Annotated in this window: 18 protein-coding genes and 1 pseudogene; 8 read left to right on the forward strand and 11 right to left on the reverse strand. The window is 44.8% G+C overall.

The window, feature by feature from the left end:
• Window positions 1-80: 80 nt before the first annotated feature.
• On the reverse strand, window positions 81-1,301 hold the full coding sequence (locus GSF04_RS05875) for an isochorismate synthase (RefSeq protein WP_211859017.1): 1,221 nt from the start codon (window positions 1,299-1,301) through the stop codon (window positions 81-83).
• A gap of 201 nt (window positions 1,302-1,502) precedes the next feature.
• Between GSF04_RS05875 and GSF04_RS05880 the strand changes: the two are divergent.
• The 7 genes and pseudogenes from GSF04_RS05880 to GSF04_RS05910 all read left to right on the forward strand — a co-directional run bounded on the left by GSF04_RS05880 (window position 1,503) and on the right by GSF04_RS05910 (window position 11,631).
• Window positions 1,503-2,182 (forward strand): annotated as a pseudogene (locus tag GSF04_RS05880) (DNA-3-methyladenine glycosylase I).
• Between the two features lie 16 nt (window positions 2,183-2,198).
• Window positions 2,199-3,620 (forward strand): protein adenylyltransferase SelO family protein, encoded by a 1,422-nt coding sequence (locus GSF04_RS05885; protein ID WP_211859018.1) that lies wholly within the window; start codon window positions 2,199-2,201, stop codon window positions 3,618-3,620.
• Window positions 3,621-5,399 carry an ABC transporter ATP-binding protein gene (locus GSF04_RS05890; RefSeq protein WP_211859019.1) on the forward strand — a complete coding sequence of 593 codons (1,779 nt, stop codon included), beginning with the start codon at window positions 3,621-3,623 and terminating at the stop codon, window positions 5,397-5,399.
• Between the two features lie 151 nt (window positions 5,400-5,550).
• On the forward strand, window positions 5,551-6,600 hold the full coding sequence (locus GSF04_RS05895; RefSeq protein ID WP_211859878.1) for an OmpA family protein: 1,050 nt from the start codon (window positions 5,551-5,553) through the stop codon (window positions 6,598-6,600).
• A gap of 310 nt (window positions 6,601-6,910) precedes the next feature.
• Window positions 6,911-9,508, forward strand: coding sequence for a bifunctional aconitate hydratase 2/2-methylisocitrate dehydratase (gene acnB / locus GSF04_RS05900; RefSeq protein ID WP_211859020.1), 2,598 nt, complete (start codon window positions 6,911-6,913; stop codon window positions 9,506-9,508).
• 245 nt (window positions 9,509-9,753) lie between these two features.
• Window positions 9,754-10,386, forward strand: coding sequence for a 2OG-Fe dioxygenase family protein (locus GSF04_RS05905; protein ID WP_010374441.1), 633 nt, complete (start codon window positions 9,754-9,756; stop codon window positions 10,384-10,386).
• Window positions 10,387-10,395: 9 nt separating this feature from the next.
• A complete protein-coding gene (locus tag GSF04_RS05910) occupies window positions 10,396-11,631 on the forward strand; it encodes a cysteine desulfurase-like protein (RefSeq protein ID WP_211859021.1) in 1,236 nt (411 codons plus the stop codon).
• Between the two features lie 33 nt (window positions 11,632-11,664).
• On the opposite strand, the gene GSF04_RS05915 is transcribed toward GSF04_RS05910, so the two are convergent.
• The 6 genes from GSF04_RS05915 to glnA all read right to left on the reverse strand — a co-directional run bounded on the left by GSF04_RS05915 (window position 11,665) and on the right by glnA (window position 17,983).
• Complete coding sequence (locus GSF04_RS05915) at window positions 11,665-12,126, reverse strand: cyclic nucleotide-binding domain-containing protein (protein ID WP_010374445.1); 462 nt, start codon at window positions 12,124-12,126, stop codon at window positions 11,665-11,667.
• A 160-nt stretch (window positions 12,127-12,286) separates the two neighbouring features.
• Complete coding sequence (locus tag GSF04_RS05920; protein ID WP_211859022.1) at window positions 12,287-12,463, reverse strand: hypothetical protein; 177 nt, start codon at window positions 12,461-12,463, stop codon at window positions 12,287-12,289.
• A gap of 316 nt (window positions 12,464-12,779) precedes the next feature.
• A complete protein-coding gene (ntrC, locus tag GSF04_RS05925) occupies window positions 12,780-14,177 on the reverse strand; it encodes a nitrogen regulation protein NR(I) (RefSeq protein WP_099031482.1) in 1,398 nt (465 codons plus the stop codon).
• On the reverse strand, window positions 14,174-15,256 hold the full coding sequence (gene glnL, locus GSF04_RS05930; protein WP_211859023.1) for a nitrogen regulation protein NR(II): 1,083 nt from the start codon (window positions 15,254-15,256) through the stop codon (window positions 14,174-14,176). Before glnL ends, ntrC begins: the two co-directional genes overlap by 4 nt.
• Window positions 15,257-15,803: 547 nt before the next feature.
• Window positions 15,804-16,310, reverse strand: coding sequence for a DUF4124 domain-containing protein (locus tag GSF04_RS05935; protein ID WP_130125716.1), 507 nt, complete (start codon window positions 16,308-16,310; stop codon window positions 15,804-15,806).
• A 266-nt stretch (window positions 16,311-16,576) separates the two neighbouring features.
• A complete protein-coding gene (gene glnA / locus GSF04_RS05940) occupies window positions 16,577-17,983 on the reverse strand; it encodes a glutamate--ammonia ligase (RefSeq protein WP_010604329.1) in 1,407 nt (468 codons plus the stop codon).
• Window positions 17,984-18,575: 592 nt separating this feature from the next.
• Between glnA and typA the strand changes: the two genes are divergently transcribed.
• Window positions 18,576-20,396, forward strand: coding sequence for a translational GTPase TypA (gene typA, locus GSF04_RS05945; RefSeq protein ID WP_211859024.1), 1,821 nt, complete (start codon window positions 18,576-18,578; stop codon window positions 20,394-20,396).
• Between the two features lie 106 nt (window positions 20,397-20,502).
• Here the strand turns inward: typA and GSF04_RS05950 are convergent, their stop codons facing one another.
• The 4 genes from GSF04_RS05950 to uvrD are packed head-to-tail and all read right to left on the reverse strand — an operon-like array spanning window position 20,503 to window position 26,683.
• A complete protein-coding gene (locus tag GSF04_RS05950) occupies window positions 20,503-21,351 on the reverse strand; it encodes a CZB domain-containing protein (protein WP_211859025.1) in 849 nt (282 codons plus the stop codon).
• Between the two features lie 41 nt (window positions 21,352-21,392).
• Entirely contained in the window at window positions 21,393-22,490 is a 1,098-nt protein-coding gene (locus GSF04_RS05955; protein WP_211859026.1) for an ABC transporter substrate-binding protein, read from the reverse strand.
• A complete protein-coding gene (locus tag GSF04_RS05960) occupies window positions 22,471-24,540 on the reverse strand; it encodes a GNAT family N-acetyltransferase (protein WP_211859027.1) in 2,070 nt (689 codons plus the stop codon). Before GSF04_RS05960 ends, GSF04_RS05955 begins: the two co-directional genes overlap by 20 nt.
• Window positions 24,518-26,683, reverse strand: a complete 2,166-nt coding sequence (gene uvrD, locus GSF04_RS05965) for a DNA helicase II (RefSeq protein ID WP_211859028.1) — start codon at window positions 26,681-26,683, stop codon at window positions 24,518-24,520. The genes GSF04_RS05960 and uvrD overlap by 23 nt, the downstream gene beginning before the upstream one ends.
• Window positions 26,684-26,733 lie beyond the last annotated feature (50 nt).

The raw sequence follows: 26,733 nt of genomic DNA on the forward strand, positions 1-26,733 counted from the left end.
AAACGTGTAATACCGCAGGTAAGTTAATTCCGAAAATTAAAATGCCCAGTAAAATGCTGGGCATTTTTATCGTTTTGCAGTTAAGCAGTTGCGCGCATCTTGATTTGGCTAAGTTGATGGTAAGCCTGATTGGATTCAAGCGCATTTAGCATAGTTGAAAGTTTTGCTTCGGTTTCTAGCCATTCGGCAGTCGGATCAGAAGCTGCGACAATACCAGCTCCCGCAAATAGTCTGGCATGATTCGCACTTATCTCACCACTGCGGATAACCACCACCCATTCACCATTTCCATGTTTGTCACACCAACCAACGATCCCTGAGAAAAAGTCACGACTTTCTCCCTCTAGTGAGTGGATCCAAGGATAGGCATCGGCAGTCGGTTTACCGCATAGTGCAGGCGTAGGGTGTAGACGATTGGCTAGTGCTAATACATGAGTGTTAGCGTCGGCGAGTTGACCTTCAACCTCTGTGGACAAGTGCCACATCGTTGCTGTGCTCAGCAATGAGGGCGAGCAGGGTATGGTAAGCTTTTGACACCAAGGTTGTAAAACCTGTGACATTTCTACCAATACAACAGCATGTTCATACCGATCTTTCTTTGATGCCATTAATGCTTGTTTGAGTTTAAACTCCATAGCCTTATCATTTGAACGTTTAGCTGAGCCAGCAAGGGGATTACTGAGAACCGCTTGCCCATGTTTGCGTAAGAGTAATTCTGGACTCACGCCCATCAAGGTGGAGTTTTGTTCCGTTGGAAAGGAGAAGTGAAAACCGCTAGGGCTTTGGGTTAATAGATTTGTCAGAATGGTTTCCGGTGAAAGTGGTGCATCAAAATAGAGGTCTACTTGTTTGCCAAGAACAATTTTTTCTAATTGTTCGTTGGCAAATAGCTTTTTGGCTTCACGTATCGCACTCTCATAGTGATGCTGTGATTGTCTATGCGAGATACGTTCAAGCGATGGCATAGTGTCCTGCTTAAGCGTGCCTTTGGCGGTTATCCATTGCTTGAAAGTTTCTTTATCATATTGGTGCGCTTGCTCAGTTACAATAAATTGAGCTTGTTGAGTTTTGCAAAATGGTAGCACACCGAATGCTATCGCATCATTGCTGCTGCACTTTGCTAGCTCTCGTTTTAACTGGCTCACTAATACATCGTGATCTTTTATCTGAGTGGTGAACCTATGATGTGGCCGTTGAGTTAAGAAGCACCGTGTGCCCGAAACAAAAAAAGCTTGTTGTGATAAGTCAATGGACTCAAGCGTTGTATTGGTGGATTGCAAAGCAGATATTTCACTCAACATGGTTTGTCCTCATTTCCCAGCGCTGCGGCGCAATTTTAGATACCTAGTTGACGAAGCTTGGCTGTAAATATTTAGTAAAAATGCAATAAGATGGTGCGTATTTTTAGCCTACGATTCAAAGGTAATTTGCGCTAAAAACCTCACATCCAACCCCGAGATCAGTTACTCTGTAGGGAATGCAAATCGGACGTATATACGAGCATGAAAGTATTCGAAAAAATTTATCATAGGGCTGCCGAGCGTAAAGGCTCTGAGGCGGCGCTAAAAGCTAAGCTTAGTCAACCATTGAGTACCGAATCGCTATTGGCATTAAGTGATGATCAATGGTTAGAAGAATTTACGCGCAAGATATTTCAAAGTGGGTTTTATTGGGCGGTGGTTGATAATAAATGGGACGGCTTTAGAGAAGTGTTTTGGCAATTCTCAATCGAGAAGTTGTTAATGATGTCTCCTGAAATGTACGAGCAACGTAGTCAGGATGAACGGATCATTCGTAATGCTAAAAAGGTAAAAAGTATCGCTGATAATTGCCATATGATTTTTGAAGTGCAACAACAGCATGGCCGCTTTAGTGAATTCGTCGCAAACTGGCCGGAAGACAATATTGTTGGTTTGTGGCTGTACTTGAAAAAGCATGGCTCGAGACTTGGGGGAATACTGGCCCTTACGCGCTTCGTGTGTTAGGTAAAGATACGTTTTTACTGAGTAAAGATGTCGAAACAGTACTACGTGCTGAGGAGATCATCGATGGTGGCTTGCAAAGTCAGAAGTCACTGCAAGCGGCGCAGCAATTTTTCAATGAAATGCGTCAATATAGCGGGCTTAGCTTACAAGAGTTAAGCCAAATTGTGTCAATGAGTGTTGGTGATAATATTCGCTAAAAATGGAGATGACTGCATGGTATTTTTTCAGCCCTATCAAGGCTCTGCTCTGCTCTTTAAGGAGCAACCAGCAAGATTTAATCAGCCCACATTACTATTATCCAATACGCAGTTGCTAGTTAAGCTTGAGCTAGAGAAATACGACACCACTGCGCTTGCTGAACTGTTAAGTGGTCAGCGCCCTTTAGACAATATTGAGCCTACGAGCTTAGCCTACAGTGGTCATCAGTTTGGGCAATTTAACCCGTTACTTGGTGATGGCCGAGCGCATTTAATTGGTGGAGTGAAACTTGATGACGGACGTCAATACGACCTGCACTTGAAAGGCTCTGGAGCGACGCGATTTTCTCGAGGCGGTGATGGTTTTTGTGCGCTAGGACCTGCGGTACGTGAGTTCATCATGAGCCAAGCTATGGTTGGCTTGGGTGTTCCAACTACGGAATGCCTGGCTGTTGTAACCACTGGACACCATGTTTATCGTCAAGGTGAAGTACCTGGCGCGGTTGTATGTCGTGTGGCAAAAAGTCATATCCGCATCGGCACCTTACAATATCTGGCTACTCAGCAAAATAAAGATGAGCTATGGAGCCTACTTAACTTGCTGGGCGAGCAATTATTTGAGGGATTTAAAGTTAAGACCGAACAGGATGTACTCGAATTGTTTCGTGAAGTGTGTGAACAGTTGGTTGACTTAGTCGTCGAGTGGATGCGGGTAGGCTTTATTCATGGCGTGATGAATACCGACAATATTTTGCTCAGTGGCGAAACGATAGACTTTGGCCCTTGTGCAATGATGGAAAAGTTTGATTTTAACGCCGTGTTTAGCTCTATCGACCGCCAAGGCCGTTATGCGTTTGGTAACCAGCCAAACATCATGAATTGGAACTGTGCTCGACTTGCCGAGGCCTTATTGGTGTTATGGCAGGATGAGCAAGCGGGAATTGAAGCGTTTAGTCAAATTTTGGCGGAGTTTTCTGAATCGTTTAATCGCAAGTACAAAGATATGTGGGCGGCCAAGCTTGGTATTGATGAATGGTGCGACGCAGACGACATTCTCCTTAGTGACTTACTCAAGTTGATGACGGAGCATGAACTAGACTTTACCAATACCTTTGCGGCACTCACCAATAGCTTGCTTGGTCATCCAAACAAAGCTTTATCCGTGCCAACGGAGTTGGAGAGCTGGCAGCGACAATGGGCGCAAAGGCGTGCTGCCGATGACGTTGCGGCTAACTTGATGAGTCAAGCTAATCCGATACTTATCCCCCGTAATGCGTTGGTGGAGGCTGAGATTGCACTATTTAATCGCCAAGGCATGAGTCAAACGCTAGAGGATTGGCTAACTGCGTTGACGTCGCCCTATGATTACAAAGACTATCCTGAATCGTGGACCAGCGCGTCTACACCGGCCCACTATCAAACTTTTTGTGGAACCTAAATGGCAGAACAGCAGCTTTCTTGGCAAGAAATTAAACGTAAAGTCCTTGAACACAAACGGCCACTTATTAAGGCGCATATCATCGCCCTGTTTGCCGCGTTGGTGAGTGTCCCTATCCCTTTGATGATGCCGTTGCTGGTCGATGAAGTCTTACTAGACACACCAGGCAGAGCAGTGGCTTGGATGAACTCAGTATTGCCCGAGCAATGGCATGGCCCCAGTGGCTATATCGTGGTTATTTTGTTGGCTGTAATAACCATGCGCTTGGCCAGTTTGGTGTTAGGGGTGATGCAGTCACGCCAGTTTACTATTATTGGCAAGGACATTAGTTATCAAATCCGTGAGCGCTTACTTACGCATTTACCTAAAGTTCAACTGAAGGAGTACGAAAGCCAAGGCGGTGCAGCAATTAGTTCTCGTTGTATTACCGATGTAGAAACCTTGGATAAATTTATCAGCCAAACCTTGTCACGCTTTTTAATCGGTTTACTCACAATCATTGGCACTGCGGCGATTTTGCTTTGGATTGATTGGATGTTGGGGCTGGTGATCTTGTTGCTCAATCCGGCGGTCATTTATTTTTCTCGGCAGTTTGGCAAACATGTTAAAGAGCTGAAAAAGGAAGAGAATGCTGCATTTGAGGCACTGCAAACTTCACTAGTCGAGACGCTAGATGCTATTTCTCAACTAAAAGCCGTTCGTCGAGAGGGTAACTACTTTGCACAAGTTAAAGTAGCCGCCAAAGATCTCAAACATTACGCGGTGCAGTCACAATGGAAAACGGATGCCGTTAACCGCTTAAGCTTTACCGTGTTTTTGGTCGGGTTCGAGTTTTTCCGTGCTGTCGCTATGTTTATGGTGGTGTTTTCTGATTTAACGGTCGGCCAGATATTTGCGGTATTTGGTTACCTTTGGTTCATGATGGGGCCTGTACAGGAAATTCTTGGTATTCAATATGCGTACTATGGTGCCTCGGCGGCGCTTAGTAGGTTAAATCAGGTTTTTAATTTTGCGACAGAAGCACAATATCCCGCTACGAAAACCGTCTTTGATTCATCTCAGGTTGATATCAAATTTGCCAATATAGACTTCGCTTACGTTGCAGAGCAACCCGTGCTCAAGCAGGTATCTTTGCATATTCCAGCAGGGAAAAAAGTAGCGTTAGTAGCGGTGTCTGGAGGTGGTAAATCTACTTTGGTGCAATTGCTTTTGGGATTGTATGAAAAGCAAAGTGGCGAGATTCATATAAATGACACGCCAGTAGAGCAAATTGGTTACGAAGCAGTGCGAGATAATATAGTGACCGTATTGCAGCAGCCGATACTCTTTAATACCAGCATCCGTGAAAATCTAGCAATGGGACGAGAGGTATCTGACCAAGTGCTGTGGCAGGCACTCCGAGTTGCAGAGCTAGCTGATACCGTACTTGCTCTGGCTGACAAATTAGATGCGCAAGTTGGTCGCAACGGGATTAAATTGTCCGGAGGACAGAAGCAAAGGTTAGCCATTGCTAGAATGGTTGTTGCCGATCCTAAAGTGGTGGTGCTGGATGAAGCAACCTCGGCACTTGATATTGAGACTGAGGCAAAAATTCATCGCAATTTGCAAGCGTTTTTGGCTGATAGAACGACTTTGATTATTGCGCATCGACTGAGCGCAATAAAACAAGCCGACTTAATTTATGTTTTAGATGATGGTGAAGTGTCCCAGTATGGAGAACATAAGGATTTGTTAAAGGAACAAGGCCTGTATCAAATCCTATTTGGTCATCAAAATTAATTCATAAATAGCAAAAATTCCTTATGTAACGTTAAGTAAACATTAATAGACGAGCTAATATTATCTATGCAACGTAATCGGTAGACGCATTTTTTGATAGACTATCCGAGTCGATACTCAATGCGTAAACTAACAGAGATGGGAAGGAATGATGAAAATTAAAACTTTGAGCTTACTAGTTGCGATGGCAGTGACAGCCAATGCAAATGCAAACACTACTGAGCCTACAGAAGGTGTATATCTTGGTGTGTTTGGTGATTACTATGATGCTGATTGGCAGAATCACCGTGATATGGCTGGTCTAGACGTAGAAGACTCTACAGGCTGGGGTGCTGAAATTGGCTACCGATTTGACAAGTTTTGGAGTGGTCGTATCGAATATGCAGATATGGACTTTGACCTTGGTGGTATCAGCAATGGTTCAATGGACGCCGAGCGTTACGGCATCGACGGTTTGTACCACTTTGATGGTGGTCCATTCTACGGTCTAGTGGGTATCAAAAAGATGAACCTAGATGTGATCTCAGATAACACCTTTGCTAACGTAGGTGCTGGTGTTCGTCATTACTTCACCGATCACTTATTTGTGAATGCAGAAGCGGCAGTTTATCAAGGTCTAGAAGCTGGCTTTACTGATGTTGGTGGTAAAATCGGTATCAACTACTCGTTCGGTAGCGCTGGTAAATCGGAAGAGATTGCGCCAGCCCCTGCTCCTGTAGTTGCAGAAGCACCGCAAGATAGTGACAAAGATGGTGTTGTGGATAGCGAAGACAAATGTGCTAACACACCAATGACGGATGCTGTTGATGCGTCTGGCTGTACTTTGTACGAGACGAAAGAAGACAAAGTAAGCCTGTTAGTCCGCTTCCCGCATGACGATGCAACTTTCTCACAGCAATATGTTGATGATATCAACGCGGTTGCTAAGTTCTTGAAAGAGCATAAAAATGCAGATGTTGTGATTGAAGGCCACGCGTCAGCTGTGGGTGATGCTGATTACAACCAAAAGCTTTCTGAGCGCCGCGCGAAAAACGTTGCTGAGAAACTCGTTGATATGGGTGTAGATTCAATGCGTATTACCACGGTTGGTTACGGTGAAGAGCGTTTGAAAAATCCAGCAAATACGCTGGAAGCACATGCTGAAAACCGTCGTGTAGAAGCGCACGTTTCTTCTAAAGAGAAAGTAAAAGTTAAGCGTTAATTTTCACTTAGCTTATGCAAAAAGGCTCCTGAAGGAGCCTTTTTTGATCCCTCCAAGCATACCTTCTCGCAAAATTAAAATGATTCTCGTTTGACTAATATTCATCAAAATATACTTGTTTCGGTATGCTTATTCATTGTATTTATAGTGACTATAAGGCGAGGTATCGCATGCAAGATTTTCATCTATACTCAAAGACCTTATAATTGTTCATTATATTTTATGGTCAAGGGAATGGTTCAGCCGATTGCATCAATAATCGCAGCCAGATCATTTACTTGTCTGTCCACGTCACCAAGAGGGCAATATTGTGCTTCAAGAATATCGTAAACACGTAGAAGAGCGTGCCGCGCAAGGTATCGTGCCTAAGCCGTTAGACGCGCAGCAAACTGCTGACCTTATCGAATTATTAAAAACTCCACCTGCAGGTGAAGAAGAGTTCATCGTTGATCTATTTATCAACCGTGTACCGCCAGGTGTAGATGATGCCGCTTACGTAAAAGCAGGCTTTTTGGCTGCAGTAGCGAAAGGCGAAGCGGAATCACCGCTTATTTCAAGAGAGTATGCAGCTGAACTACTTGGCACTATGCTTGGTGGTTACAACATCGCGCCGATGATCGACCTACTAGACGACGCAGCTCTTGCACCTATCGTTGCTAAAGGTTTGTCTCACACGCTACTGATGTTTGACGCATTCTACGATGTAGAAGAAAAAGCAAAAGCGGGCAATGAGTTTGCTAAGCAAGTGATTGAGTCATGGGCAAATGCAGAATGGTTCCTTGAGAAGCCAGCTGTTGCAGACAAGATTTCAGTGACTGTGTTTAAAGTAACTGGCGAAACAAATACAGACGACTTGTCTCCTGCACCAGATGCTTGGTCTCGTCCTGATATCCCATTACACGCGCTGGCTATGCTTAAAAACGAGCGTGATGGTATCAACCCTGATAAGCCAGGTGAAGTAGGTCCAATTGCACAACTTGAAGCGCTTAATGGTAAAGGTTTACCGCTAGCGTACGTAGGTGACGTTGTTGGTACAGGCTCATCTCGTAAATCTGCGACTAACTCTGTACTTTGGTTCATGGGTGATGACATTCCATTCGTACCAAACAAGCGCGTTGGTGGTGTGTGTCTAGGTGGCAAGATTGCGCCTATCTTCTTCAACACCATGGAAGATTCTGGTGCACTACCGATTGAGCTTCCAGTTGACGAACTAAACATGGGCGACCAAATCGACATCTTCCCTTACGAAGGTGTGGTTAAGCGTCACGGTACTGACGAAGTTATCTCAACGTTCTCACTGAAATCAGACGTAATTCTTGATGAAGTACGTGCAGGCGGCCGTATTCCTCTGATCATCGGTCGTGGCCTTACGGACAAAGCTCGTACGTCTCTTGGTCTTGAAGCTGAAGACATCTTCCGTAAGCCTAAGTTAGTGGCTGATTCTGGTAAAGGCTTTACGCTTGCACAGAAGATGGTTGGTAAAGCATGTAACATGACAGGTGTACGCCCAGGTCAATACTGTGAGCCAACAATGACAACGGTAGGTTCTCAGGATACTACGGGTCCAATGACGCGTGATGAGCTTAAAGACCTTGCTTGTCTAGGCTTCTCTGCTGACCTTACGATGCAGTCATTCTGTCATACCTCAGCTTATCCTAAGCCTATCGATGTAAACACACACCACACACTTCCTGATTTCATCATGAACCGTGGCGGTGTATCGCTACGCCCTGGTGACGGTGTTATCCACTCATGGCTAAACCGTATGCTACTGCCTGATACGGTAGGTACAGGTGGTGACTCGCATACTCGTTTCCCACTAGGTATTTCATTCCCAGCAGGTTCAGGTGCGGTAGCATTCGCAGCTGCAACGGGTGTAATGCCGTTGGATATGCCTGAGTCAATCCTTGTTCGTTTTAAAGGTGAAATGCAGCCGGGTATCACATTACGTGACCTAGTACACGCTATCCCTTACTATGCAATCCAGCAAGGCCTATTGACGGTTGAGAAAAAAGGTAAGATCAACGAATTCTCTGGCCGTATCCTTGAAATCGAAGGTGTTGAGCACCTAACGGTTGAGCAAGCGTTCGAACTATCTGACGCATCTGCAGAGCGTAGTGCGGCAGGTTGTACCGTTAAGCTTTCACAAGCGTCCATCGAAGAGTACCTAAACTCTAACATCGTGATGCTTAAGTGGATGATCTCTGAAGGCTATGGTGATGTACGTACTATTGAGCGTCGTATCACTAAGATGGAAGAGTGGCTAGCAAACCCTGAGCTAATGACTGCTGACGCGGATGCAGAATACGCGCACACCATTGAGATTGATCTTGCTGATATCAAAGAGCCAATCCTTTGTGCACCGAATGACCCTGATGACGCACGTCTACTTTCAGCGGTAACAGGTGAAAAGATCGATGAAGTATTCATTGGTTCTTGTATGACTAACATCGGTCACTTCCGTGCAGCTGGTAAACTACTGGATAACTTCGGTGGTCGTCTACCAACGCAACTATGGGTTGCTCCACCAACGAAGATGGACCGCGATCAGTTAACCGACGAAGGTTACTATGGTATTTACGGTCGTGTAGGTGCACGTATCGAAACTCCAGGATGTTCACTATGTATGGGTAACCAGGCACGTGTTGCTGATAAAGCAACGGTTGTTTCTACCTCGACTCGTAACTTCCCTAACCGTTTAGGTACAGGTGCAAACGTATTCCTTGCCTCAGCAGAGCTTGCAGCGGTAGCTGCTATTCTTGGCAAACTACCAACGCCTGCTGAATATCAAGAGTATGCAGAGAAGATCAATGCAACGGCTGCAGACACCTACCGTTACTTGAACTTCCACAAGATGCCTCAGTACACTAAAAAAGCAGACTCAGTGATCATTCAACAAGCGGTCTAATTACTCGCTCTAGAATTCATTGAAAGAAAAAAGCCAGCGCATGTTGGCTTTTTTTATGCACATAAAACGCTCATCTTAAATGGTGTTATCAAGCATTATTTTAAATCTAGATAAGTAATCCATTAAAGTGGTTTTAAGTGGGTTTTTATTGCGTTTTAGTTGTTAAAATCCCGTTTTTTTAAACAGTAATTTTCTCTGGTTTTATTAGAATTGTCGGCAAATTCTCATCAATGGGCGAGAGGATCATGACAACAGTAAACAACCAGAATTTATTACAACTACGCTTTTTACCGCAGTCACATATCGACGCAGTTAAGCCTTTTTTCAATCAACTTCCAGATAACCCTTATGCCGATGGTGCATTCAGAAAGCGCCGTTATTCTGTGGTTAAATTCACTGGCGGCGAAGTGACATTGCAGCCGACTAAGGCTTTCGTTCAAGACGATTCAATTAATACTTTCCAAGGTAATATTGAGCGTGTTTACGAAAACCTTGAGCTGGACATGTTAAACACCGATGGCTTTAAGCATATGCTTGCTGAATTTAAAGCCATGACGGGAATTGCAGACGATACCAGCATAGAAGTGCATCAGTTTCGCATGTTAGCGATTGAAAGCGATACCCCTCCTGCGCCAGAAGGTGTGCACCAAGATGGCTTTGACCATGTCTGTGTTTGTGGTGTTTCTCACGAAAATATCGCTGGCGGTGAGCTATTGGTATATGAGCACAAAGAAGCCGAACCTTGCTTCAAAATGGAAATCAAAGATGGTTTATTTGCATTGGTGAATGACCGTGAAGTGTGGCATAACGCAACACCGATGAACAAGCTAGATGCCGAGCAAGTCGGTTACCTAGACTGCTTCGTATTTACAGCCTAAGAGGGTAGTATGGATTTAAATCAAGTGCGTCGTCAGTTCCCTGCGCTTATGCAAAGTATCGGTGGAACCGCGCCAATTTTCCTTGATGGCCCGGGTGGCTCTCAAGTACCGCAATCCGTATTGAGCGCGATGTCTGCTTACCTTGGTTATTTTAACTCTAACTTAGGTGGTGCATTTTTCTCGAGCGATAAGACCGTCAGTTTGATGAGTGAAGCGCGCCAAGCGGTTGCGGACTTACTCAATGCGCCAAGTGCAGATCAAATTGTATTTGGTGCCAACATGACCAGCTTAACCTTTAGCTTTAGCCGTGCACTATCTCGCGAATGGCAAGCGGGTGATGAAGTCATTGTGACTAATGCCGATCACTATTCAAACGTTTCTTCATGGCGTCAAGCCGCTGAAGATAAAGGTGCGACGGTGCATGCGGTGCGTATTAATGAAACCGATTGCACGCTTGATCTTGCGCATTTTGAATCATTACTAAACGCCAATACTAAGTTGGTTGCGGTGACGTATGCTTCAAATACAACGGGTTCAATCAACGATATCAAACGCATTGTGGAGCTTGCGCACCAAGTTGGTGCATTGGTATATGTTGATGCTGTGCATTATGCACCTCATGAGCTAATCGATGTACAAGGTTTGGATTGCGACTTCCTTGCGTGCTCTGCTTATAAGTTCTTTGGTCCGCATGTCGGCATTGTGTATGGTAAGCGTGAGCATTTAGAAGGTTTTACTCCGTACAAGGTGGAGCCGGCAAAAGACATTATCCCAGGCCGCTGGGAAACTGGTACGCAGAGTTTCGAAGGGCTAGCGGGTGTTGTTGCAGCGATTGACTACATTGCTTCACTAAGCGAGATGAGTTCAGATACACCACGCCGTGAGAAACTGATTGAGGCATTTTCACGCACAAAAGCGCATGAGATGCAGCTTAGCCAGCACTTCTTAACGCGTTTAGCCGAATTTAAAAAGATTAAACTTTTTGGTATCGAGTCACGTGAGCGACTTGCTGAGCGTACACCAACTTTTGCTTTGACATTTGATGGCATCGAGCCACGTACCGTGTCGGAATTCTTAGGTAAAAAGCACATGTGCGTGTGGGATGGCAATTTCTACGCCCAAGGGCTTTGCGAGCAGCTAGGGGTGATGGATAAAGGTGGGGTTGTTCGCATCGGTTGTATGCATTACAACACCATAGAAGAACTAGATAGCTTGTTTGATGCATTCAGTGAGTTGTTAGCATAATACAAAGTGGGAGCTACGGCTCCCACTGCTCATTTAGGTTTCTTGCCCTTCAATAAATGCATTGAGCTTTGCAATGCGATGGCTCATACCTTCAATAAGCTTGTCTTTGATTTTTTCCCGGATCACATTGGGCAAGCGTGTTAGTGCATCTGGGGTTATTGCCAAGATGATGCTGTCTTTTAACGCTTGTGCGCTAGTACTGCGTTCTCGGTTAGTGATAAATGCGCCTTCACCTAAAAATTCACCAGGACCAACCTTACCTAAATCATGGGCCGCATCTTGTTTAAAAATCAAAAATTCACCGCTTAACACAATATACAAGCGATTGTCTTTTTCAAAACGTTTGAAGGCGTGACGCTCTTGCTGCACCAGATATAAGTGACCAAAAGACTCGAGTAACACCTGGCGCTCGGCAAGCGTAAACTCTTTAAAAAACGCTAAGCGATTGATGATCTCTAGTTGTTTAAACAGTGGGACATTTTCAAGCAGTTTCACAGGCTTACATAAGTTAGTACATTGTCTTTATTAAATAGTGGCGACTTTTTTTGATTAGAGCAATGATTTTTTATTGTCGCTTACACCAATCTACTTGATTATGTCGCCAACTATTTATGTGGATTGGTATATAACGATAAGCGACATGAGTTAAATCATTCTAGCAAGCAGAGTCGTACGGCGAAGTAGGGCACGTCATCCCCTGATAGCTGATACAGCCTTTATTGTGTGGGGAGGTAACATCATAACCACCAGCAGCTTGCGGTGTAAGCTCATTTGCTAGCTTCTTGCTGTTAGATAAATGTTTTAGTGGTTTTTTATTCAATGTAATTTTCATAGCGATTCCTTTACAAAATGTAAGTTATACCAGTTGTATTAAGTAAATGATCTATCTTGAAGCGGGAAAATAGCTTTAGTAGCAAGGCAAAAATTTTGCTATTTAGTTGTTCTAAATGAGAAATTTTTAACGAAGCTAATATACTATTTCACCCTTCAAATTGATTAGAGAATTAATTCAATTGGTATTATGCCGAGTAACAAGATACGGCATAGTCCAAGCTACTGGTTGTTTGTGTGATTTTCAATCAGATATTATTCATTTTGGGAACTGAAGTGGTGAGGAAAAAGCTGAGTCATAATACTCAGCTTGTCGTCTAATCTTGAATATTTCTCTCTTTTAGCTTTCTGGTCAACGTATTGCGTCCCCAACCTATCTTTAACGCCGCATCTTGCTTATGACCATGACAGGCATTGAGTGCGGATTTGATCAGTCGTGTTTCTAATTGTGCCTGTACATCGGGCCAAATATGGTCTTTTCCTTTACGTAACTCTGAGTCTAACCAAGTTTGGAATGCGTCCAGCCAATTGCCATGCTCTAAGGCGTCAATCTGTTGTGGCTTTTCTAGCTCTTCGGGAAGATCCGCAGGGGTGACAAGTTCACCCGGGGCCATTACCGTTAACCAACGGCAGGTGTTTTCCAATTGCCTCACGTTGCCAGGCCAATGATAGGCTTGCATTTTTTGCAGAGCATGTTTGGAGATGATTTTTGGCTCGGCTTTTAGTTCCTTTGCGCTTTTTGCAAGAAAGTGATCGCACAGGGCGGCGATATCTTCAGGGCGTTCACGTAAGGCTGGTAGTTTTAACCTGACGACATTTAGACGGTGAAACAAGTCTTCACGGAATTTACCTTGCTTGACCAGTGTCTCTAAGTCTTGATGGGTAGCCGCGACGATACGGACATCGACTTTCACGCTGTTATGGCCACCAACCCGATAAAACTCACCATCGGCGAGTACGCGCAATAGCCGAGTTTGTACGTCCAGTGGCATATCACCGATCTCATCTAAAAATAGGGTGCCGCCATCGGCTTGTTCAAAGCGACCACGGCGCATGCTGTCAGCACCGGTAAAAGCGCCTTTTTCATGGCCGAACAACTCAGACTCGACGAGATCTTTGGGGATGGCGGCCATATTGAGCGCGATAAAAGAAGCGTCTTTGCGCGGGCTGTGATTGTGCAGCGCGCCTGCCACAAGCTCTTTACCCGTACCAGATTCGCCGTTAATCAATACACTCATGCTTGAAGCGGAAAGTTTACCGATGGCGCGGAACACTTCCTGCATAGCTGGGGCTTCACCAATAATGTCGGGGCTATTGGCTTTTTCACTGTGGCGCTTTTGCTTTTTAGTTTGCTGGCCTGCGCGAAATGCACGTTGCACAAGGGAAACGGCCTCGTTTAAGTCGAAAGGTTTGGCGAGATATTCAAACGCCCCTTTTTTAAATGCGTTGACCGCAGAGTCTAAGTCCGAGTGGGCGGTCATAATGATCACTGGCAGGTTTGGGTAGAGCCCTGCAATTTTATCTAACAAGGCCATGCCATCGATACCTGGCATACGTACATCTGAGATCAGCACTGCGGGTTGCTCATATTCAAGCGCGGTCAATACATCTTGACCACTGGCGAAGCTCTCGGTTTCAAACTCAGCTCGCTTTAATGCCTTTTCTAAAACAAATCGGATTGAAGCGTCATCATCGACTAACCAAACTGATTTCATTGCACGTTTCCTGTTTCGGTGTTGTCAAAGGGAAGGTAGATACTGAACTCTGTGTGTCCTGGCCAACTATCGCATTCGATAAATCCTTGGTGTTGCTCTACCAAAGTTTGCGCGATAGAGAGCCCAAGTCCAGAGCCTCCTTCTTTATTCGTGATCATCGGAAAGAACAATGTCTCTTTTACCTCATCAGCGATCCCCGGACCGTTGTCGCTGATACGGATGAGCAATGCTTTTTTCAATAGTCGCTCACCATGATGAAGACGGTGTTTAATGCGCGTTGTGATGGTGATCGTACCGTCATGCTGTAGTGCTTGTTGAGCATTGCGCAGCATATTCAGCAGAACTTGCTGAATTTTGGCTTGATCTATCACGATAGCCGGAATACTGGGATCATAATCTTTTATCAAGGTGATATCGGCATCGCGCTCCAAGGTGGTTAACTTAATCACCGATTCTAACGCCTGATGGATATTACACGGCTCTTTTTGTGGTAACTGATTGGGTCCAAGCAATCTATCTACCAACTCGCGCAATCTATCTGCTTGCTCAATAATGAGTGTGGCACATTCTTCCCGTTCTTGTTGATCAGTTTCGTACTGCAATAATTGCGCCGCACCGCGGATCCCACCAAGTGGATTTTTTATTTCATGGGCAAGACCGCGAATGAGGTTTCGAGCTGCCTGAAATTGGTGCATTTGATTGGATGCTTGGTCATAACGCAGGGCATCATCAACACGGCGACATTCCACTAAAATATACGCCTTGTCTGCAAGATAAACTCGTCTGGCATGTATACTTAGTGTCGCAACTCGATTATCTACAAATACCACGTCTACCCTGTGTTGCTGGCAGTCTACGCCATCTTGTAGCACGTATTTAGAGAGCCGTGGCAGGTCTATATGATGATGATTAAACACACTATCAATCGCCAGTCCGACAAGCCGTTTTGTGCTGAGTCCCAGTAGTTCACTACTGCTGTAATTGGCATAGTGGATCATTAAATTTTGATCGAGCACTAAAATCGCGGTTGAGAGAGATTGCCAAACTTTATCCAAGTCAATCGAGTTATGTTGATCCATATATGTTCACCGTGCACCAATGTGGTGCAATGAGAATAGCATAGCTTTGCATCCATTGAAGTAAATTATTACCTAAGCTCAGAAACTAGGGGTTTTCGAACTCGTATCCTAAACTTGTTATTAATAAAGCATGCCAACTTTAAGGTGCTGAGATTATTAGTGCTTTGTGTCAAAAAATACATCTAGCTCGTGTTTGTGGGGGGAGCCTTTTTGTCACGTTCTGTATGAGCGGGTGTGACTTTCAAAGCGCTAAGTATGTTACCGAACAGATTAACTGCTTTCCTCCTCAAACCGCTAATTTACATCGGGCTACGAATGGCGAGAAAACCACCCTTACAGGTGTGGTGCGGGTCGTCCAACCTAACTGGCGAGATAAATATTTATTGCGAACAAAGGCTGAGGTCTACTATCAAGTTCAAGTTGGTGAGCAAAGGTTGTGGATTGAACACAATGAAATGTCGAATTTGGCTTTCTCAATACCAGAGGAAATGAGCGTGGTGTGTTTGCAACTACTGGTTGCAAGCCAGTGTAGGTAAGCAATATCGCTTTAATTATTTACGGTATTGCGGTGCAAAAAGAACTTATGAACATCACTTTGGGCGACTAACATACCTTTTTGATTAAACACTTTCATAACCACAGAATGCTCGCCGCGATCAATGCCACGCAAAGCAAACTGAGTATTGGTTTGCTTTGGCCCTGTGGCTGTTCCATTGAGAAAGAGTTGCACGCTTAAACCTTGGGTAAATCTAGGCTCAATGGTGCCTGTCACATATACGCTACCACTATTATCACGGATTGTTTGCTCATGCTCAGGAGAAGTGATTTTAGCTGTATATTGAATAGTTGGTGTCGTATCCGTTTGCTCGAGAATTTTAGTATCAACACTTGGCATGGTTAAGGCGCTGGCGTTGAGTTTTACTTCTTTCGAACCAGGCTGCGGGACATCCGAATAGACCCAATGACCGTTTTTGTCTTTCCAGCGATAGATTTTTGGATTGGACTCTGCTGCAGCATCAATGCTCGTTAGGGCTAGCGTCATGCTAACCGACATTATAAGAAACCACTGACGCACCACAAATCTCCAGAGCAAACTACTGTTCATACTGTAGTATAGAGCAGTTGGAATTGCGAGTTACAAATGAATAATTCCCATAATGACAACATAAAGGCGAATTTCTTTAAGCTTTTGAATTGCATTAAAAAAGCCCGTAACAACGGGCTTGAGAACACATATGATTAAGAGTGCCAGAAACGCATAATGAGTTTTGGCTCTACAAGCTCAATACGGCAGTATTGAGCGTAGTAGTCGGTTAGCGATTAAACGCTGTAGTACATTTCGAACTCAACTGGGTGAGTTGTCATGTTTAATTTTTCAACTTCTTTCGACTTAAGTGTGATATATGCATCGATTAGGTCGTCAGTGAATACGCCACCTTGAGTTAAGAACTCACGGTCAGCATCTAGAGAAGCAAGCGCTTCATCAAGTGATGCTGCAACAGTTGGGATTTCTGCTGCTTCTTCCGCAGGTAGGTCGTATAAATCTTTATCCATTGCATCACCAGGGTGGATCTTGTTGCGGATACCGTCAAGACCAGCCATCAACTGAGCTGCGAAAGCTAGGTATGGGTTCGCCGCAGGATCTGGGAAGCGTACTTCGATACGACGACCTTTCTCTGATGGGATCACAGGGATACGGATTGATGCTGAGCGGTTACGTGCTGAGTATGCAAGCATAACTGGCGCTTCAAACCCTGGTACTAGACGCTTATAAGAGTTTGTTGCTGGGTTAGTGAATGCATTGATTGCTTTAGCATGCTTAATGATACCACCAATGTAGTAAAGCGCTTCTTCAGATAGGCCGCCGTACTTGTCGCCTGCGAAGATGTTCTTGCCGTCTTTAGCAAGTGATTGGTGGCAGTGCATGCCTGAACCGTTATCACCAACAATTGGCTTAGGCATAAAGGTTGCCGTCTTACCGTATAGGTGAGCCATGTTGTGGATAACGTACTTCATCTCTTGGATTTCGTCTGCTTTAGTCACCATAGTATTAAAGCGAGTCGCAATCTCATTTTGACCAGCAGTTGCTACTTCGTGGTGGTGCGCTTCAACAACGTGGCCCATTTCTTCAAGTACTAAACAAGTAGCTGCACGCCAATCATTAGACGAATCTACCGGTGCTACTGGGAAGTAACCACCTTTTACGCCAGGACGGTGGCCTGTGTTGCCGCCTTCGTAGTCTTTATCTGAGTTCCAAGCTGCTTCTTCTGCATCGATTTTGTACATTGAGCCAGACATATCAGTTTTAAATTTAACATCGTCAAACAAGAAAAACTCTGGCTCTGGACCGAATAATACGGTGTCTGCTATACCCGTTGAACGCATGAACTCTTCAGCGCGCTTAGCTACTGAACGTGGGTCACGCTCATAACCTTGATGTGTGTTTGGCTCAACCACGTCACAACGAACGATAAGCGTTGTTTCTTCTGCAAATGGGTCTAGCTTAGCGCTTTCTGCGTCAGGCATAAGTACCATGTCAGATTCGTTGATGCCTTTCCAACCAGCGATAGATGAGCCGTCAAACATTTTGCCGTCTTCAAAGAAGTCTTCATCGGCTTGATGATGTGGGATCGATACGTGTTGTTCTTTACCTTTTGTATCTGTGAAACGTAAATCAACAAATTTTACGTCGTGCTCTTTAATAAAATCTAAAACCGATTGTGACATGTGTCCTCCGACTCGTTGGGTTATTTTTTGCTGCAATGTACTGCAATTGCACACAGATAAGCTTGATCTGTGCCATGTTTTTAAGTTTTTGATAAATAGTGACTTTTAACTTTCTGGAAATTTAGGAGTTAGCTTGGTGCACTAATTTGGTGCGTAAATGTTTCATTATGGTGCGCAATGTTGGTGCAAGCGATTCCCTGTGATAGCCGTTTTCGCTTAATGAGCATTGGTATAGTTTAAGAGTACAGATAAAGCAAAAACAACTTTTGGATCTGTGAAGTAAAAAGCCCAAAGTTACAGGGATCAAATTTGTCGACAGATGAAAATCCTCTTTTGGCGTTGAAACTCTTACATATATGGCGGGAATAACAAACCCTCTGCAAAAGCTTAAAAAGTAGTGCTAAAGCCACACTAGGTTGTTGATTTATGCGCGCACCAATAAGGATTATTGAAAAAAATGTTGGATAAACTTTCATCTGTCACATTAATAGTAGATAATACGCGACCTTTAATTCTCAATCGGGCAATCTCAACGCGCATTTTTGCGTAGATCGACTAGGATCACTGAGGGCCAACTTCACTGAGTAATAATATGAGCATCGAAAAGTTAAGAAATATCGCGATTATCGCGCACGTAGACCACGGTAAAACAACGCTTGTAGACAAGCTACTTGAGCAATCAGGTACACTACAGCAGCGCGGTGGTAATGAAGAGCGAGTGATGGACTCAAGCGATCTTGAAAGAGAGCGTGGTATCACCATCCTTGCAAAAAATACCGCAATCAAGTGGAACGACTACCGTATCAATATCGTAGATACTCCGGGACACGCCGACTTCGGTGGTGAAGTAGAACGTGTTCTTTCGATGGCTGACTCAGTATTACTACTAGTTGATGCACAAGAAGGTCCGATGCCACAAACGCGTTTCGTAACGCAAAAGGCGTTTGCTCAGGGTCTTAAGCCAATTGTTGTAATCAACAAAATCGACAAGCCGGGCGCTCGTCCTGATTGGGTAATGGACCAAGTTTTTGACCTATTCGATAACTTAGGTGCAACTGACGAACAGCTAGATTTTAAAGTGATCTACGCATCAGCAATCAACGGCTGGGCAACACTTGACCTAGATGAGCCGTCTGACAACATGGAACCAATGTTCCAAGCTATCGTAGACGAAGTTGAAGCGCCTAACGCGGATCCTGAAGGTCCGTTCCAGATGCAAATTTCTCAGCTTGATTACAACTCATATGTTGGTGTTATCGGTGTTGGCCGTGTCACACGTGGTTCAGTTAAACCTAACCAACAAGTGACTATCGTGGGTGCTGATGGTAAGACGCGTAACGGTAAAGTTGGCCAAGTACTGGGTTACTTAGGTCTTGACCGTCACGAAGTTGAGCTAGCAACGGCGGGTGATATCATCGCAATCACAGGTCTTGGTGAGCTGAAAATCTCTGACACTATCTGTTGTCAGAATAATGTTGAGGCATTACCGCCACTGTCAGTTGATGAACCAACAGTAACAATGACTTTCTCTGTAAACACGTCACCATTCTCAGGCCAAGAAGGTAAATACGTAACTTCTCGTAATATCCTTGAGCGTCTAGAAGCTGAGCTTGTGCACAACGTTGCATTACGTGTTGAAGAAACGGATAACCCTGATAGCTTCCGTGTATCTGGTCGTGGTGAACTTCACTTAGGTATTCTTATCGAGAACATGCGTCGTGAAGGCTACGAGATTGCTGTATCTCGTCCAGAAGTAATCTTGCGCCATGTTGATGGTCAGCTAGAAGAACCGTACGAAACAGTAACAATTGACTGTCAAGACGAGCACCAAGGTTCTATCATGGAGCAGCTTGGTTTGCGTAAAGCAGAAATGACTGACATGTCTCCAGACGGCAAAGGCCGTGTGCGTATGGACTTCATGATGCCTGCACGTGGTCTAATTGGTTTCCAAACTGAATTTATGACGTTAACGTCTGGTTCTGGTTTGATGTACCACACGTTCTCACATTACGGTCCACACAAAGGCGGTAACATCGGTCAGCGTAAGAACGGTGTACTAATCGCTAACGCAGCAGGTAAAGCGCTAACAAACGCACTATTTAACCTACAAGAGCGTGGTCGCCTATTTATCGGTCACGGTGTTGAAGTGTACGAAGGTATGGTTATTGGTATTCACAGCCGTGATAACGACCTAACGGTAAACGCGCTTAAAGGTAAGCAGTTAACCAACGTACGTGCATCTGGTACTGATGAAGCACAAAACCTTGTGCCACCTGTTGTTATGTCTTTAGAGCAAGCGCTTGAGTTCATCGATGACGACGAGCTTGTAGAAGTAACGCCTGAAAGCATCCGTATTCGTAAGAAATTATTGACTGAAAGCGAGCGTAAACGCGCAAGCCGCCAAGCTAAATAATAGTTGACCTGGACTTGAGATAACAACTTATCTCAAAGGCAGGTTATTTAGAATACAAAAAACGCCGCAATTTTTGCGGCGTTTTTTTGTGCTCCATTTGTTAACTCTAAAATAAGCCGTACTCTTCCGTTTCTTCTGGCTCATAGCTTTGTAAATGTTCAGGGCGGAAAATGGCGCTAGGGTCAATCAATACGCTGTGGCGTTTTCCCATCTTGACCAAGCCTTTCATCAGTTTTTTGGTTTGCGCATCTATTTCAAAACCAATACTGGTCATTTCCTGCAGTGATTTAATATCGCTTTCATCACAGTGAACGTTATCTTCTACCTTATCGACAAGCAAACCGATATGCGGACTTTGGCCATCTTGAGTGGTAAAGACGATGATAGGTTTATGGTCGAGCATGATCTGATCACGAGCGGATTCAAATAATCGCATGAGTTTATTAAAAGTGGTGCTCTTTTCGCGAGCGAGAGTATCTATAGCCTCTTGTTTGTGTCCCTGTGCACACATCACTAATAGTTTATCTGCTAATGAATGTAGTTTTGCATGCGGTTCTTCGAAGCGTTTTAGAAGCGCTTTGAGGTCGTCATTTTCAGTTTTGAAGCCGTAATACCACTGCCCGAAAGCACATTGTTTTGGATCTTTGGCTTTAGTGAAGGGGACATCGTTAAAAATGCTTGCTTCGAGTGCGACAAGCCATTCTTTATGATCTTGCTCTCGCTGCTTTAGCATGCTGACCAATTCTTGATTGGTTTCGTAGGACGAGCGCTTGTTCAATATGATCCCTAAATCAAAAATAGGGGTCGGTACGCCCATGTAATCTTTGACACCCAAAAAGCTGGGGTTGTCATTGGGTAAATCCGTTAAATTTTCTTCGTAGCGTTCAGTTAATAGAATATCGAGGATTTGCAGTGATATTGTTTTTTTCCCGACGCGAAAGTTAATTAAATCCATGTCAGCCTCGCATATGGTCAGTATCAACTAAGCATAGAACATTATTGGAAAAAGGAGCGGTAAACTGGCAATTTCTTTTGCGCTGGCTGGAGCATAAATACCTCTCGAATAACGGCGTTATGCTCCAACTCCTGTTGTAATGCGTTTAGCAGACAATCGCTATCAATGGGCAGCTCACATTGCTGGATAGCAGTCGTCAATAAGTAGGCATTGAGATAGCCCTCAAAAACCTGTTCGTTATGGGAAAGTGTGGTATTGCGAACTGCCTCGCGAAAAGTATCACAAAGCTTGCCCTTGCAAATCGCAGGGTCGGGTACAACTTCGGTGACTAAAACTTTGGGCTTACCTTTGAGTCTGGCAAACAACTCATTTGATGAAGCAAATGAAACCGTTGCGTATTGTGTTTCAAGGCCAACCTCCATGGCGCGATTAATAAACTTAGACAGTGGCGTGTAGGTGCCTACCATCGCGAAGCCTTCTATTTTATACTGCTGTGCTTGTTCAAGGGCTCGTTCAATATCATCGGTATTACGTCTAAAACGCGTTACCACAACGGGTTTTAATCCATGTTCCGCAAGCGCTCTGGTTAGGCTTTTTTCTACGGTTAGACCAAATTCATCGGCTTGAATGAGTAAACCCACCCGCTTTAGCTTTTGTTCATCGATAAAGTAGCGGATGATATCTTGTGCTTCTTTATTGTAGCTAGTGCGAAGATTGAAGACGTTAAATGTATGTGGTTCTTGAAGAAACTCAGCGCCAGTATATGGCATAAGAAAGGGAACCTTAGAGTGCTCTAAAATCGGCTTTATGGCATAAGATGTGGGGGTGCCCATTACGCCAAACAATGCATCGACCTTATTTTCGTATACCAGCTTACGCGCATTGGTTACGGTTTTGTGTGGCTCATAACCATCATCCAATACCTGCAACTCAATCGTCGCTGTGTCATCCGCTTTGTGCTGGTTATAAAAGTCAAAGTGTAGTTCGGCCCCCGCTTTAAGTTGTTGACCAATCTCTTTTGCGGGCCCTGAGAGGGCAGTAGACATGCCAATTTTTACCACAGGTTGAGCGGATACTGTAAAATTCAGTACAGCAGAAGCAAAAACGAATAGTAAAAACTTAACACCGAAAATACTCATATACTTGCTGCACTGTCTCTCTTAGCGTTGTGGTGAGGGCCTTTTTACCAGATAACCCAAGCAAATTAAGTACGACTTGGGTCGAATGTTGCTGTAATATTAGACGAATTACTAATGCTTTGGAAACTTTAGTTAAGTTTTTAAGTAATCGAGGATCGGTTGTGATCAGCTGCCATATAAAAGGACATACTTGTTGCTCAACCGGATTGCTGTTACGTAAATAGTGCAAATAATCCAGCTGCTCATTAGTTATATGTTCAAAGGGTAAGGTCGCTAATAGCGCGCTTACCACCTCAGTATCGAGTTGTTGATAGTGCGAGCGCAACTGATAGAAAAAAGCTTGTTTGAATACTCGAGTATAGGTGTTGCCTGTGTCGCCTCGGACTTTTTTGAACATCAAAACCGCATACTCACCACTGGCCTTATCTTGCTTAAAACCCAGTTTCATTGGCTGATAGTGACGTTGTGACCAAAACGAAAGCAGTGGCGCTGTGAGGCCAAAACTGGTTCCTATATAACTGATATCTCCTGGTAATGTGGTCTCAAAGAACGCCAGTAGGCGGCGGCCAATTCCGTGCTGTTGTACATCTGGGTGCACGGCTATTCTAACGACTCTTGCGCTTTTTTCGGTGACAAACCGACTATCACCAAAGCTTGTCGTTAGCTGCTGCGCCATGAGATGACCTGCGGGTCTTCGCTTTCCCGCTAGAATATCTTCTGCGAGATCTGAAGCGAGTCCGCCTTCGATGACAGCAAGGCAAATTCCTACTAGCTCGTTATTGCAAAATGCACCTCGTAAATGCAGATCGGGTGCATCTAATAGTTGCCTTAAATCATCCACGCTGGTTTGATAATGGGCTAATACGAGCAGTGAAAATACTTGCTCAAGTAACGAGCTACTTTTTATTAATTCACTCTGGGAAATAGCACGCATTGTGGTTGATGAAGTAAGTATAGGTGATGTCGCTTTACACTCGAGTACAAATAAATCCCTGATCTGCTGCTCCAGTGGATCATTCGATGCGTAACGAATAGGAGTCGATAAGGTGAAATCAAGATAACTTGGGTAATGTGATTCCAAGTAGCGTTTAAACCGTAAGGTGTAGCCTCTACCATTACCCTCATAACCAACTAAGGTGCTGGAAAAAATGCAGCGAAAGCCAAGTTGAGCGACTTGTATTAAAAATGGAACTGGCAGGGCGGCTGCCTCATCCACCAAAATAACCGTCTTGCTATCAAGCGTAGAGGCTTGTTGTAGTAACGCATCTGGTGCCACATAGCTGAGATTAGCCAGCTTCTTCGTTTTTACATCAACCTCGGTATTGCATGCTTGAGCAAGCATGCTAAAGCAACTATGCAGAGCATGAAGGTGACGGCTACAAATAACAAATTGTTGCGTAGGATGCTTTGATGCCAAGAGGCCTAATAGCGCACTCTTTCCCCTGCCTCTGTCAGCGCTTAGTAATACAGGTGCTAGCTGGTTTTCCAATGCTGTGGAGAGTTGTGCCAGTACGTTTTGTTGCTCCTCAACACCACAAACCGCTGAACTTGCAGCAAGATACGCTGAGGGCAGTTGAACCCCAAAGAGCTCACTGATATGCCAAGGAGGTTGTTGCTGCCAGAGTTGCTGCCACCTTTTTAAAAAGTAGCTATGTTTGGGCGTTTGTCCCTCTGAGCACCAGCGGGTAATTGCAGGGTCTAGCCAGTGGTCGAGTTCATCTAACTCGGGAAGTAACAACAGCAGTAAGCCGCCTGCCTTTACCGTGCCCGCAGCAGCTGCGATTTTGTTAGGCACAATACCGCTAAAGCCATCGTAGACTAGATTACTAAACTCTTGTCCGAGTATTTGGTGTAAATGCTCGGGCCAAACGGCATTTTCTAATGTCTTACTGCTACTTAGAATAAGATTATCGTTTGAGTTTGCTAGTAGCTGCTGACACTGCGCGTAACACCAAGCTTGGCTGCCGGTGATAAGCAAGAGTTGCCGATGGCGGGCATCGGCAAGCTGAGAACGTAATAGCGGCAGATTAGAGTGCTTGAAGTCTTGCATAGGCAGTTACTAACCACTTACTACCAACATCATCAAAGCTAACTTGGATGCGTGATTGAGCACCTGCACCTTCATAGTTAAGCACTGTGCCTGCACCAAATTTGGCATGCAGGACACGCTGGCCTAAATTAAAGCCGCTATCTTCAAAGGTCGCGTGACTGATTGATGGGCTGAATCGACCCGAGTTAGCCGGACGAGAGATTTGCGTTTTAATCCGAATTTCTTCCATGCAGTCTTCAGGAATTTCACGTAAGAACCTTGAAGGGCTGTGATGTTTTTCTTGACCATACAAGCGGCGACTTTCTGCGTGGCTAATGTAAAGCTTATCCATGGCACGCGTCATACCGACGTAGCACAAACGGCGCTCTTCTTCCAAGCGGCCCGACTCTTCATTACTTTGTTGCGATGGGAACATGCCTTCTTCGACCCCAACCATAAAGACCAATGGGAACTCGAGACCTTTGGCCGAGTGCAGCGTCATCATTTGTACCGCGTCTTCGTGCTCGTCAGCCTGACCTTCGCCTGCCTCCAAAGAGGTATAGGCTAAAAAGCCTTGTAATGGTGAAGTAAAATCTTCATCGATAGGCAGCTCATACTGACCACAAGCACTGATCAATTCTTCCAAGTTTTCCACTCGAGCGCGGCCTTTTTCGCCTTTTTCGGCTTGATACATTGCCATGAGACCTGACTGCTCAATGGCTGTCTGCGCTTGTTGTGCCAGTTCAAGCTCGGCAATTTTATCGTCGAGCTGCTCGACTAATTCAATAAATTTTGTCACCGCCGTAGCAGCTCTTCCAGCTAAATGCTTTTGCGCGAGCACGGCTTTGGCTGCATCCCAAAGTGAGAGTGATTCGTGACGCGCACAATCGCGGATATGACTTAACGTCTTATCACCAATACCACGGGTAGGCGTGTTTATCACACGCTCAAATGCCGCGTCGTCATTGCGATTGCTGATTATACGAAGATAAGACAGGGCATCTTTAATCTCTTGGCGTTCGAAGAAGCGCATACCGCCATAAATACGGTATTTTAACCCTTCTTGAAGTAGGGCTTCTTCTAACACCCGGGACTGTGCGTTGTTTCTGTAGAGTACCGCGCTGTCGCTGAGTGCATTGCCAGCCTGTAACCAAGATTTAATTTTGCCAACCACAAAGCGTGCTTCATCTAGTTCATTAAAAGCGGCGTAAATTGAGATCGGCTCGCCTTGGTTACCGTCGGTCCAGAGACTTTTACCCATTCGCTCGGCGTTGTTTTCAATGAGCGCATTGGATGCTTTTAGAATGGTTGCAGTAGAACGATAATTTTGTTCAAGTCGGATCGTTTCGGCGTTAAAGTCGTCCAGAAAACGTTTGATGTTTTCTATTTTTGCACCACGCCAGCCGTAAATACTCTGGTCGTCATCCCCTACGATCATGATATTGTTGTCACTACCTGCAAGCAGGCGTAGCCACAAATATTGAATGCTGTTGGTATCTTGGAACTCGTCCACTAGCATATGGCGGAAGCGTTGTTGATAGTGACGTAGCAAGGTAGGTTGTTGCTGTAATAGCTCGTAGCAGCGCAATAGGATCTCGGCAAAATCAACAAGACCGGCTCTATCACAGGCATCTTGGTAAGCACTATATACATTCAACATCAGCTGTTCATTGACATCGTACGCTTGAATATCTTTGGGTCTTAATCCTTCGTCTTTACGCGCGCTGATGTACCAGCTTAACTGCTTGGGTGGCCACTTTTTCTCATCGATATTCATGGCTTTGAGCAAACGGCGGATCATTCGTTGCTGATCATCGCTATCTAGAATTTGAAATGATTCTGGTAATTTAGCTTCACGGTGATGAGCGCGTAACATGCGGTGAGCAAGGCCGTGGAAAGTGCCTATCCACATACCTCCAACAGGGCCATTGAGCGTCGCTTCAACACGAGCACGCATTTCTTTGGCTGCCTTATTGGTAAAGGTTACCGCGAAAATACTAAATGGAGAGGCGTGCTCAACTTGCATAAGCCAAGCAATACGATGAACGAGTACTCGTGTTTTACCTGACCCCGCACCTGCGAGCACTAACATGTTTTGCAGAGGCGCGGCGACTGCATCGCGCTGTTTGTCGTTGAGGCCGTCGAGTAATTCTGATACGTCCATTGCTTTGCCTATTTGCTCAAATGATGGCAAGTATACCGAGTCGTTGCCGT

This window comes from Pseudoalteromonas sp. A22 (genome assembly GCF_018141345.1).
Taxonomy (GTDB): Bacteria; Pseudomonadota; Gammaproteobacteria; order Enterobacterales; family Alteromonadaceae; genus Pseudoalteromonas; species Pseudoalteromonas maricaloris.

Coding starts and splice junctions, on each gene's coding strand:
- GSF04_RS05960 (WP_211859027.1), bottom strand. CDS start 24,540: ATGCAAGACTTCAAGCACTCTAATCTGCCGCTATTACGTTCTCAGCTT.
- GSF04_RS05905 (WP_010374441.1), top strand. CDS start 9,754: ATGACAACAGTAAACAACCAGAATTTATTACAACTACGCTTTTTACCG.
- GSF04_RS05895 (WP_211859878.1), top strand. CDS start 5,551: ATGAAAATTAAAACTTTGAGCTTACTAGTTGCGATGGCAGTGACAGCC.
- GSF04_RS05955 (WP_211859026.1), bottom strand. CDS start 22,490: ATGAGTATTTTCGGTGTTAAGTTTTTACTATTCGTTTTTGCTTCTGCT.
- GSF04_RS05875 (WP_211859017.1), bottom strand. CDS start 1,301: ATGTTGAGTGAAATATCTGCTTTGCAATCCACCAATACAACGCTTGAG.
- GSF04_RS05950 (WP_211859025.1), bottom strand. CDS start 21,351: ATGGATTTAATTAACTTTCGCGTCGGGAAAAAAACAATATCACTGCAA.
- GSF04_RS05910 (WP_211859021.1), top strand. CDS start 10,396: ATGGATTTAAATCAAGTGCGTCGTCAGTTCCCTGCGCTTATGCAAAGT.
- glnL (WP_211859023.1), bottom strand. CDS start 15,256: ATGGATCAACATAACTCGATTGACTTGGATAAAGTTTGGCAATCTCTC.
- GSF04_RS05920 (WP_211859022.1), bottom strand. CDS start 12,463: ATGAAAATTACATTGAATAAAAAACCACTAAAACATTTATCTAACAGC.
- typA (WP_211859024.1), top strand. CDS start 18,576: ATGAGCATCGAAAAGTTAAGAAATATCGCGATTATCGCGCACGTAGAC.
- glnA (WP_010604329.1), bottom strand. CDS start 17,983: ATGTCACAATCGGTTTTAGATTTTATTAAAGAGCACGACGTAAAATTT.
- GSF04_RS05885 (WP_211859018.1), top strand. CDS start 2,199: ATGGTATTTTTTCAGCCCTATCAAGGCTCTGCTCTGCTCTTTAAGGAG.
- ntrC (WP_099031482.1), bottom strand. CDS start 14,177: ATGAAATCAGTTTGGTTAGTCGATGATGACGCTTCAATCCGATTTGTT.
- uvrD (WP_211859028.1), bottom strand. CDS start 26,683: ATGGACGTATCAGAATTACTCGACGGCCTCAACGACAAACAGCGCGAT.
- GSF04_RS05935 (WP_130125716.1), bottom strand. CDS start 16,310: ATGTCGGTTAGCATGACGCTAGCCCTAACGAGCATTGATGCTGCAGCA.
- GSF04_RS05890 (WP_211859019.1), top strand. CDS start 3,621: ATGGCAGAACAGCAGCTTTCTTGGCAAGAAATTAAACGTAAAGTCCTT.